8 protein-coding genes are annotated in these 12,034 nt (G+C 18.5%); 3 read left to right on the top strand and 5 right to left on the bottom strand.

The annotated features are described in order from the left end of the window. Positions 1 to 214: 214 nt before the first annotated feature. Positions 215 to 4,162, top strand: coding sequence for a glycosyltransferase family 2 protein (locus EXC65_RS02960; RefSeq protein WP_129720006.1), 3,948 nt, complete (start codon positions 215 to 217; stop codon positions 4,160 to 4,162). A 1-nt stretch (position 4,163) separates the two neighbouring features. Next, positions 4,164 to 4,958 (top strand): Rossmann-fold NAD(P)-binding domain-containing protein, encoded by a 795-nt coding sequence (locus tag EXC65_RS02965; RefSeq protein WP_129720007.1) that lies wholly within the window; start codon positions 4,164 to 4,166, stop codon positions 4,956 to 4,958. 172 nt (positions 4,959 to 5,130) lie between these two features. Here EXC65_RS02965 and EXC65_RS02970 read toward each other — a convergent pair whose 3' ends face one another. From EXC65_RS02970 to EXC65_RS02990, 5 genes are all read right to left on the bottom strand, one after another. Continuing rightward, a complete protein-coding gene (locus tag EXC65_RS02970; RefSeq protein ID WP_129720008.1) occupies positions 5,131 to 5,907 on the bottom strand; it encodes a hypothetical protein in 777 nt (258 codons plus the stop codon). Continuing rightward, positions 5,894 to 7,273 (bottom strand): ABC transporter ATP-binding protein/permease, encoded by a 1,380-nt coding sequence (locus EXC65_RS02975; protein ID WP_165001339.1) that lies wholly within the window; start codon positions 7,271 to 7,273, stop codon positions 5,894 to 5,896. Before EXC65_RS02975 ends, EXC65_RS02970 begins: the two co-directional genes overlap by 14 nt. A 173-nt stretch (positions 7,274 to 7,446) precedes the next feature. Continuing rightward, positions 7,447 to 8,622 carry a nucleotidyltransferase domain-containing protein gene (locus tag EXC65_RS02980; RefSeq protein WP_165001340.1) on the bottom strand — a complete coding sequence of 392 codons (1,176 nt, stop codon included), beginning with the start codon at positions 8,620 to 8,622 and terminating at the stop codon, positions 7,447 to 7,449. Continuing rightward, entirely contained in the window at positions 8,606 to 9,469 is an 864-nt protein-coding gene (locus EXC65_RS02985; RefSeq protein WP_129720011.1) for a hypothetical protein, read from the bottom strand. The genes EXC65_RS02980 and EXC65_RS02985 overlap by 17 nt, the downstream gene beginning before the upstream one ends. 1 nt (position 9,470) lies before the next feature. After that, positions 9,471 to 10,805 (bottom strand): GntT/GntP/DsdX family permease, encoded by a 1,335-nt coding sequence (locus EXC65_RS02990; protein ID WP_232018833.1) that lies wholly within the window; start codon positions 10,803 to 10,805, stop codon positions 9,471 to 9,473. Positions 10,806 to 10,870: 65 nt separating this feature from the next. Here EXC65_RS02990 and EXC65_RS02995 point away from each other — a divergent pair, with 65 nt between their 5' ends. After that, positions 10,871 to 11,431, top strand: coding sequence for a hypothetical protein (locus EXC65_RS02995; RefSeq protein WP_129720013.1), 561 nt, complete (start codon positions 10,871 to 10,873; stop codon positions 11,429 to 11,431). Positions 11,432 to 12,034 lie beyond the last annotated feature (603 nt).

Genomic DNA, 12,034 nt, shown 5'->3' on the forward strand with positions numbered 1-12,034 from the left:
AATTTTATCTATAAAATTTTAATACATTTTTAGTTTTTTTAAAATTTAAAAAAATTATGTTGAAATTTTGTGTACAAAAAATGCAATTTTTATATTAATAAAATAAAAAATGATAAAAAATGATATTTTTTATGTGTTTTTTTTGTTTTTTTAAAAAACTCTTCCAATATATATATATATATATAATGTCATGAAAAGGTTCTAAGGAATAATTATGAAAAAAATAAAAGTTATAGTAATAATAGCTACTAAAAATCGTTCTGAATTATTAAAAAAAGCTATTTTATCAGTTAGTAGCCAAACCTTTGCGCCACATGAAATAATAGTTTCATCAAATTCAAATATTTTGGAAGAAAAACAAAATGAAAAAGAATTGAAAAATAGATTTAATTTTACATTTCTTGAAAATGATGGAGCTAAAAATTATGGTGCTAATTTAAATGCCACATTAACTTATATAATAAGCAAAAAAATTGAAAAAAAACTAGAATTTCAAAATACATACATTGCTTTTTTGGATGATGATGATTTTTGAGAAAAAGAATATTTAGAAAAATGTGTTAATAAATTAAATGGTAAAAATGATGTAGATCTTGTAATATCAAATTTAAATTTTATTAATAAGAATGATAAAAATGAAATATTTTTTTCAAAACTAAAAGTTAAAAAACAATTAAACTATAAAGATTTTTTAGTGACTAATCCCGGTATACAAGGATCTAATACATTTGTTAAACTCAACACTTTATTAGAAGCAGGTGCATTTGATGAAAATCTATCTTCTACAACAGATAGAGATTTATTTACAAGAATTTTTTTATTGAAACCTAAAATAAAATTTATTAATGATTTTTTAGTTAATATTAACACTTCACATTCCAAATCACGTTTAACAAAAGATGTAAAAAACAAAAGAGATAGTTTTTCAAAATTTTTTGTTAAATATGGTGGATTAATGAATGATAATGAAACAAAAAGTTTTTTAGAAAGAGCAAAAAAATTCAAAGTTCATTTAACAGTAAAAAATATTCAACAAAAATTTAAAATTAGATCTAGAAATACGAATAACAATGATAAATTTTCATCACTTAAAGAAAAAAGTGATGATGAAAATACAATTATCTTTAGTTTTGTTTCAACCTCAGAAAAAAATTTAAGAAAATTTATTCAAAACATTATAGATTTTAATTATAAAAATACAAAAATTGTTGCATTGGCTAACTTTGAAAACAACAATGGATATGATCATTTGTATAATGATTATAAAAATATTGATTTAAAACTTATAACATTGCCTGAAGCCAAACATTTTATAAAACACAATTTAAAATTGAATATTTTAAAATCACAAATCAAAAACAATAAAAATTTAAACACAATTGCTTTAGCAAGAACAACATTGCAATTTATGCTTTATGAATTAATACAAAAAAATGAAATAGCATGAATTTTAGATGATGACATGGATTTTTATGAAATTAATTTTGATGGCACTAAAAAAATAAAAAAACAAGTTCAAATTGATAAAGTCATTAGTAAATATAAAGATAAATGTGATGCTCTTATAGGAGGTTACTCTAATCAACCACCACTACCTTTTTTATCTACATTAAGAACAAATCTATTAGATTTTGTTTATTTTAAATATTTAAATAAAAATGATATATATGACAACAAAATTTACTATAAAAAAGATTATTATTATGATTTGACAGATGAAAAAAATAAAACACATTGAGAAACACCATTAAGAGTTGATTTTGACAAAACCAAAACATTAGATGATATTTTTGCGAAAAAGGCTCAAACTAGATTTTTATTTAACAATTCAGAAAAGCAAATTATTACAAAAAACAGAGGTGGTAATACCTTAATTTTTAACAAAAACATTTTAAAAATACCTAACATTTCATTTTTATATAATAAAAAATTTGCAAGAAGAAGTGATTTTTTTTGAACAATTCTAGCTAAAAAAGAAAAATTTAAGATTGTATCTTCTACTTTTACAACTTTTCATGAAAATAATTTTTTTAAATTTAATTATGCAGATGAAATAGAAAAAATAATAGATGATTTTATTGGTTATTCATTTACTAAAATTTATGAACATAATGGATATGTAACAATTGATGAATTTAATGAACTATTTAAACTTAATTTTTTAAAAAAAAGCACTAATTTTGTTTTGTGTTATTTTAGAATTATTGGCTTATTAAAAATTGCAAATGATCAAAAATATAGTAATTTTTTTAATTTTAAAAATTTATTAAAACTTATTGAACGTTTTAGAAAAATAATAGATGAAAAAAATATAAAATCAAATTATACTTTTTGAAATTTTGCATTTTCAAAAAAACTTCTTTTACAAAATGAAGATTCTTTAAAAAATAAAATAAAAAAAGTTTTTAAAATTAAGAATATAAAAAAATTAGGTTCTGGAAATGAAGCCGTTGTTTTTCATGATGATAAATGAGTTTACAAAATTTTTTATAAATTAAAAAATTTAGACATTTTAAATAAAGTAAATGAATCATTAAAAAATTTAAAAAAAGAAAATCAATTAATAAAAGTAGATGTAATTAAAGACAAAACCAATTCTATAATAAAATACCCTTTCGAACCAAAATTTCAAATTTACAAAAGTGGGTATGTCCTTGAAATTATTAATTTAATTAAATTTTTGAAAAAAAATAATTTAGAAATTACAAATTTTAAAAAAGAAAACTTTATTGTTGTTAATGACAAACTTAAATGAATTGATTATGGTGAGTCATTTCTACATTATGATGAAGAACACTTTAACAAAAGTATGAAAATTGTTTACAAAATGCTTAAATACCCAACAAATTCACAAAATTTTTGAAAAATAATTGTTTTAAGTCATTTTTGTAATAAATATCAATTAATAGATTATAGTAATTATGGAATTGAAATTTTTTATAGGCTTTTTAATGATTTGAGGAAAGAAGATATACATGATACATTGGTAAAAAAAATAATAGAAAAGCACAAACCAAAAAATGCTTTTGATTATGGTGCTGGTAAATGCAGAATTGCAAATAGCTTAAACGAAAAAATAAAATTTTCAGCTTATGACCCTGATCAAAAAACTATAGAAGCTAATGCTAAAAACAATATTGAAATTTATAAAGATGTTAATGATATTAAAAAAACATTTGAGCTAATAAATTCGAACTTAGTTCTTTGCTTTGTTGATGATTTGGAAGCAAAAAATATTGTACAAAAAATAAATAATTTATTAGAAATAAATGGCAAAGCAATTATTAGTATATGTAATCCTTTTTATAATTATGTAAACAAAACCGAAACAAGGTTAAATGGGACTCAAGAATATTCAAAATCTCATAATTTTTATAAAAAAACTATTTTTTCAACAATAAATGAACATCATAGAAACATAAAATTTTATGAAGCTCTTTTTGAAAAATGAAATTTTAAAATTAATAATGTATGAGAAACTTCAGGTGTTAATACAGAAAGTTTAAATTTAATTGGTGAGCATTTAATTTTTGAATGTACTAAAGTAGATAAAATAAATGCTATTTCAAAATTTGAAATTGAATTAAAAGATAATTTAATATTTTTAAATTGAAAAAATTCTTCGCCAGAAAGAATTAAAAAATTCTTTGATTCATTAAAAAATCAAAAAAATCAAAATTTTACAGTGCTTTTATTTTTGAACAATTGCAACGAAAGAATAAAAGATTATATAAATTTTTTAATTAAATATGATGTTTACTTAAAAGAAAAAATTTGAATTTATAAAAAAGATAATTTACAAGAAAAAAGAATTTACAATGAAATTTTAAATAATAAAAATTTTAATAAAATTATTTATATTAACAATAATGGTGCTTTTTATAATGAAGATTCACTAGACAAAATAATTAATAGTTCAAATGATTTTGAATATATAAATGTTCTAAGAGCTTCTATACCTTGAGATTTTGAAAATATTTTAAACATTTATAAATTAAAATGTTTTAAAGTTATTAAGCAAAAATTGTATGAATATTCAAATAATTTTAGCTTAGAAGAATTTATCAAAAACAATATAAAAAAATATTCAAAAAAATTTATACAAAATAAAGACATAATGTTTTACATTGATGATTTAAAAGAAAAAATAGGAGTTAACTAAAATGTTGAAAACAGGAATAATTGGTTATGGTGTAGTAGGGAAAGCAATGAAATCGCTATTTACTGATTCATTAATTTATGATATAGACCCTAAGCTAAACAAAGACAAAAATGTAAAAATTGAAAAAGACATAAAAAAACTAGATGTTTGTGATGCTGTTTTTATTTGTGTTCCTACTAATCAAAAAAAGGATGGTAGTTGTGATACATCAATTGTTGAAGAAATAATTGCTGAAAGTAATGCTAAATTGTTTATTATAAGATCTACAGTTGAAATTGGTTTTACTAAAAAAATGGTAGAAAAATATAAAAAATTGATTGTTTTTCAGCCAGAATATTATGGCGAAACTATTGCCCACCCTTTTACTAAGTTGAGCGATAGAAACTGAATAACATTAGGTGGGGGAGAAAAAGCAAGAAATTTAGCAATAAAAATTTATCAAAAAGTAATTAACTCAAATGTTAAAATTTATCAATGTTCTAGTGATGAAGCTGAACTTGCCAAATATATGGAAAATGCTTTTTTAGCTACAAAAGTCACTTTTTGTAATGAAATGTATGAAATTGCTAAAAAATTAAATATAAATTACAACATCGCACGTGAGTTATGAATCGCCGATCCAAGAATTGGGTCTAGCCATACTTTTGTTTATGAAGAAAATAGAGGGTATGGTGGTAAATGTTTACCTAAAGATATAGCATCACTGCAACATCAATTTAAAATTAATAATATAGATAGCACACTTATTTCTGCTGTAATTAAAAAAAATAAAAAATTTACAAAAAACAATAAATAAATGTTTTGTTTTTTTAATAAATTTTTTTATATTAAAAAGTTGCTTAAATCATTAAAATTTTAAATGGATTTTGTAATCATTATTTAAATTTTAAACTTTTTTTGAATTTGTAATATTAGATTTTAAAAGTAAATTAACAAATATTAAAATCACAAAATTAATTATATATAAATTATTTTAAATAAAGTTTTAATGATTTTTCTAAAGTTAAAAAACTATTTAAAATTTTTATAAAACTTTCAAATGCAAGTTTATCAAATTTAATTTTTATTTTAATTTTTTTATAATAAATAAATTTTTCTGGACTAGAATCTGTAAAAAATAAAAAATTTTGTTTAACATATTCAAAAATATTTTTAAGTGTATAAAAAATAGTGGATTCTAAGTTTTTTTGCTCATTATATAATTTTAACGTCAAAATAGTCAGCAATTGACCTTTGGGCAATCTATGCTGATATATTCTATAACATGCCATGAATGTTTTAATGAATTTCAAGGTATGTTTACCATATTTTGTTTTTTTAATAAATTTTTTTATTTCGTTTTCAAATGTAAACAAATCTACTTTAACAACTTTGCTATTCATGTTATCAAATGTAAAATAATTGTTATTTTTCAAAAAGCAAAATGACAAATCAAAAATTTTTTCTTTGGTTGTAATTCTCAATAATGAAGGAAAAAGTTTTACTTTATATAATTCTTTTTCACACATAACTTTAGCTAATAAAAATATATTATTAATTATTTTATGAATTGCAATTTTAAGATCTTTATAGTCTAAGTTTTTTAAATCAAAAATTATCATTATGTCATCATCACTTGATAGTCTAGGGGAATTAGTTATGTTATAATTTATTTTATATTTAGAAGATCCATGTTTTTTTATGATAATATTAAAACATTTATATTGTGTTTTTATCAATTTAATTAATTCATTAATTTTTTTCATTATTTACCTTTTTAATTTTAATTTCTTTATTGTGAATTTGAATTTTTTCATCATGAGTAATAAAAATAAAAATTTTGTTTTTTAACATACTTAACATTTTTTCGAGAATTATTTTTTTATTAAAATCATCTATTCCGGTGAATGCTTCATCAAAAATAATAATTTCTGGTTCATGATATAAAACTCTAGCTATTTCTATTCTTCTTTTTTCACCTATTGACAATGTTGAAACATCTGATTCTATTTTATCTTTCAAAAAAACAAGATTTACAATTTCTAAAACTTTATAAAAAATGTTTCAATTAACATCATCCCCTTTGTCCAAAACAATATTTTCTTTTATAGTTCCCGGAAAAAGAGATAATTCTTGATGAATATACCCTAAATTAATATTATAATTTTTTATGTTAAATTTATTATTTAAAAGAATTTCGCCACTATATTCTATATTTTTTTTAATTAAAAGGTTAGCAAAAGTAGATTTCCCAACACCTGATTTTCCTGAAATTTTTAAAATATCATTTTTTTCAAGAGTAATATTTACATTTTTAAACAAGTTTATTTTAGGTGTTAAATTTAATGAAACATTTTTAAAACAAATTGTTTCAATGGGCTCAAAAAATAATTCTCTTCTTTTAAGACCTCATTTTTCAATATTATTAATTATTTCTGTTTTAGATGTTTTCAAACTAACTAAATCATTAAAAAATTTTTCTATTCTAACTAATGGTATATTCATTAATCCTGATAAATATATTATAGATGATAAACTATTTTCATTACTTAATAATTGTTTTTTTTGCAAAAAAATTCCAATAATTATTATCCCAATTTGACTTAAACCAAATATTAAATTTGTAAAAGCACTATTTAAAGATTTTATAATAATAAATTTTTTAGATTTTGAATAAAGATTTTGATTTTTGCTATGTATTTTATTGAAAACATATTTATCTTTTTTAAGATTTATTGGTATATATGCATTTTTTAATATATTATTAAAATCATCAGTAAACTCAACCTCAGTCTTATTCAAAGTTTTCATACTATAAAATAATTTTGGTTTTATAAACAATGAAAAAAAAATTCAGATTATTATAATAAAAAAAGAAAATAAAAATAGTGAATAATGCTGTAACAATAGATAAATTAGTGAATAAAGAAAAGCTACAGTTGTAAAAATAATGCTTTGAATTATATTTGTTAAATTATCTGCGTAAATATTTATATTTTTATTAATACTAATACTTAAAAAATTTATGTTAGTTTTTGTAAATACATCATTTTCTTGTGACACCAATTTCTGATATATAAATTCACGATAACTAAATTCAATACTTTTTTTAATTTTTTCACCAGTGAACATTATTATGTAATTTATAAATAGACGTGCTATTAAAGTGAGTGAAAAAAATAAAAAAATTTGTTGCAAAACATTTCAGTTGTTGCTATATATTTTTTGCAAAAATAAAGAAGGTAAATAAATAAAAAGTGTGCCAAAAAAAAGAAAAAACACATAAATAAAAATTTTTATTTTTATTAAAAATGAAAATTTACTTTTTTTCCAAATAATATTTTTCATCATTTTATAAACTCCTTTTCAATTGTCAAGACTAAATCATAATTATTTTTTTGATTTTTATTTCTGTCAATAAAAAAATCAAAAAATAACAAAGTTTCGTTTTTGTTTTTAGGCACAACGCCAAATAAATAAAAAAAATTTTTAATTAAAATAATAATAATTTTTATAGGAATTATTTCTTTTTTTAATATTTTAGATTTGAGCAAATGAATCAAATAAATAGAATTAAAAACTCTTTCAATTTTATCTCTTTTTTCATTGATAAATAACTTTTTTTCTAAATATAAATAACTTCTATTTTTTATGTATTCAAAATTTTTATATTTTTTTGAAATAACATTAATACCGACATTATTTCAAGTACCAATTTTTTCATTTAGCATAAAAGAATTGTAATATTTATCATCTATTAAAATCAAAATATCTAAATCACTATTTTCAGAATTTTGAGAATTAGAATAACTACCAGTTAAAAAATAATCAAACTTATATTTTGATTTTAATTTCAAAAAATAGCAATAAAATATTTTATTAAATTTTTTTATTGTCATTTCTTTATTTAATTCAATATTTTTTATTTTTCTTAATTTTTCTAAATAATTTTTATTTAAATTTAAAAATGTTTCAATTTTTTTTAATGAATTAAATAAACTTATTTTATCCATGTTTAAAACTATGTTTGCTTTATAAGTAAAATGAATATTTTGTAAAATTTTTTGGTACCTAAAATATTTTTTGTTTTTATAATCAATTATTCTTTTTTTTCTTTTTATTAAAAAAGTAGCATTTTCTTCTTCGATTTTTTTATTTTTTATTTTTTGATTCCATGTTAAATAAAATTTTTTTTTAGATATGCCGCTAAATATTGCGGTTGCTAATAATCTTCTTTCCAATTCTTTCAATCCTTTATCTAAAACAATTATTTTTTCTGTTTGTTTTGATAAAGTATATATTTTTTTATATTCATCCAAAAATATATCAATTAATTCTTCATTTTTTATTTTAAATCATTCACCTTTTTGCAAAGGAGAAATAATATTTAAAAAAATACAATTTTCACTATTTCGTAAATAAAATAACTTCGCAATCGTTGTTTTGCCAACCTTATCTAAACCATTAAAAGAAATTAACATTTTTCTCCATAAATAATCACAATTTTTTTTCATTTTTTAAATAAAACAAATATTTAAGCTTAAATAAATTTGTTTCTGTTCAATTGTTCATTGTCAAAAGTCTAAAAACTAAAATTAAAATAAAATTTTTAAAAACAAAATTATTTATTATTTTTTTAAATCAAAAATAAATTTTTTTTATATTTTTTATTCATTTTTTTTTACAATATTTTTTTTTGTTTATTTGATTTTGTCTCAAATATTTTTGTAATCTCAAAACATTTTTTTGTTTTATACCAAAAATATTATTTAATATTTCAAAAGCTAAAAAATTTACTAAGTCATAAAAAATTGGAAAAAAATTTATATTGTCATAATCTATTAAAAAATTAGGATAAAAAATATTATTAAAATGAAAATCACCATTAGAAATTCAATAATTATTTTGATATTGTTTTATAATTTTTTTGTATTTTTGTTTTACAATTAAAATAAATTTCAATTTTTTGTTATTTGAAAATATACCATACCAATCATTTAGTCTTGTATATCTTTTTAAAAAAAATTTTTCACAATCATTGTATGTGTATGAAATTTTTTGTTGAATATTTTTAATGCTTAAATTTAGAGATTGAAAAAATAATTTAGGAATTTGATCATATTTAATATACTCAGATAAAATAGGTTCATTTATTATACTCATACAAATTTTTTTATCATTTAAATAAATGTTAGGTAGTTTTCAATATTTTTTAATTTCATTTATTAAACTTATTTGATAAAAACTTAAATTATTTTTTTTGCAAACTAAATTTTTGTTTAAATTTAAAGTTATAATAGAGTTGTTTAACTTAAATATTTTTTTCATTTTAATATGCCTTTCCAGAATAAAATAAAATTATTGAAATAAAAAATATTATCAGACTAACGAAAAATAAAGGTATAGTTCAAATTTTAAATGTTTCTTTTAAATTTAAACCAAATGTTTTATTAATTAACCAAAAGCCTGTATCATTTATGTGAGAGACAGAGCTAGAACCTGCACCAATAGACAAAATAATACCCACATATTTTAGTGAATAACTTGTATTAAAAATTATAAATTTTTCCAAAAGTGAAAAAGTAATTAAAAAAGAAATTGTAGCAGATCCAATTGAAACTCTTAAAAATAAGGAAAAGGCAAATGCCAAAAAAATTAAATGTTCTTTTTTATGAATTAATGATGTTGATAACATAGTAATTATGTTTGTGTTTTGTAAAGCAAATGATAATAAAGAAGTAGAACAAATTACTAAAATTATGTTTCCTGCTGAATTTAATTTATTATTTAATGAATTATAATTATATTTAGATTTATTTTTTATATTCTTTATAGCAAGTAAAAAATATAAAAAGGCAATAAAAATTACAAAAAAACTTAAAGGTTCGCTTAAAATATAAAAAACAATATTTTTTTTATATTTTAAGTTTAAAAATTTAAAAATAGCTATACTAAAAAATGGTATTAAAAATAAAAAATATTTTAATAGCAAGATTGGGTGAGTTTGTTCATTTAAATTTAAATTATTTTTTATTAGTAATTTGTTTTTAAATAAAAACAAAAATATGTGCATAATAATAAATATATTAAATATAAATAAAAAAATAGTTGTGTAAATTTTTATAGAAATGATCTCAATATTTAACTTCTCAATAATAATAGAAGGACCTACTGAAGGAAAAACAAAAATATGACCTAATGCAATAGAAATTAAAAACAATGATAAACACATTCATGAAATTTTAGAATTTATTTTTTGTTTTATTTTTTTTATTAAAGACAAAAACATTATTAAAACAATTTCAAAAAATAATAAACCTGCCAATATTAATGATATAAAATTCAATAAAAATATAGCTATAAATAATGTGTTTTTATTGAATTTTATATCATTAATATTGATTAAATTTAATTCATCAATTAAATGTGAAAAAATATATCCTAACAAAATTCATGTTCCAATTTTCCCTATTTTTTCTGAAAAAGCATATGAAAAATAATTTTTAAAAATAAGAAATAAATCTAAATCATTATTTTTGTTCAAAAATGTAAAAAGCATGACTAAAAAAGACATAGAAATTAACAAAAAAATTATATTTAATTTAAATTTAACATTTAAAAAAATTACCAATATTAAAAGCAAGAAAATTCAAAAAATATCCACGCTTTTATTATATCATTTAAAGTATAAAATTTATTTTAAATAAAAAAATAATTTGAGGTATAAAAATGAAAAATAATATTATTGTATTTATTGGAGGAATGAGTGAAAGTGGCAAAAGTCATACAGGTATTTATTTGGAAAAAAAACATAATTTCCAAAGAATAAAAATTATTAAAATTCAAAAAAAATTAATGCAAATTAATAATATAGAATATAATGAAAATAACTTTTCTGAATCACTATCCAAGTTGTTTAAAATAAAAAATATTTATTTAAATTTTATTAATTTAATTTTGGAAGAAGCAAAAGATAAAAATATTGTTTTAGAATCTCTTTATGATAAAAATATTTATTTAGAAATTAAAAAACTACATTCTCAAACTTTTTGCATATTTTTAAAAGCAAATTGGTTAAAAAGGATTTTAAGAGAAAAAAGAAAAACTAATTTAACTTTTTTTAAAACATTAAAAAAAGTTAAAAAAAAGGAAAAATTTAAAAAAAACAAAAACGCACATACTGTAAAGGTTGTGTCTGACTTTATTATAATTAACAACAAAAATACTCAATTTTTGGAAAAAAATCTAGATCTTATTTTGAGTAAAATAAAAAATAAGTCTTTTTTATAAAAAGAATAATTTTTTAAAAAGATTATTTTTTTAATACAAAAGTTTTCGATATTTAATAAAAATAAATTATGCTAATCATTTAAAAATCAACAAATTCGTTATAAAACTGGTAACTGTTTGAATTTTGGGCATTTTTTATAGTCTTTTTAACTTATTTCATTTTCTTTTTTTTAATTTATCTAAAAGTTGTTAAATTATTACCATTTCAAGATTAAACTGTATTTTTTTATTTATTTCTTTTACTACTTGGGTTAAAGAGTTTTTTATAGTTTTAACTATTTTTAAATTTTTTGATTTTTTCTTCTATTTTAATTATATTGTTATATAGAAGAATAAGTATTTTTGTATGATCATTTAGATAAATAAATAATTCTTTTTCAAAAAATTATATTGCTTTGCAATTGTTTTATTGTGAAAAGTTCGTATTTTGGATTTAAGTTGTATTTATGATTCAACTTGTTATTTTATAAATTAAAAAATTTCAATAAATATAACTTAAACACTATCACCTCTAAATAGTTTTTTATCATTTACATTTTTTATAAGAACATTTGTAAAATTTTTTTTTGTATTTTGAGAATAATTATTTTGGAACATTTTTTT

The organism is Mesomycoplasma neurolyticum (genome assembly GCF_900660485.1).
Classification (GTDB): domain Bacteria; phylum Bacillota_I; class Bacilli_A; order Mycoplasmatales; family Metamycoplasmataceae; genus Mesomycoplasma_A; species Mesomycoplasma_A neurolyticum.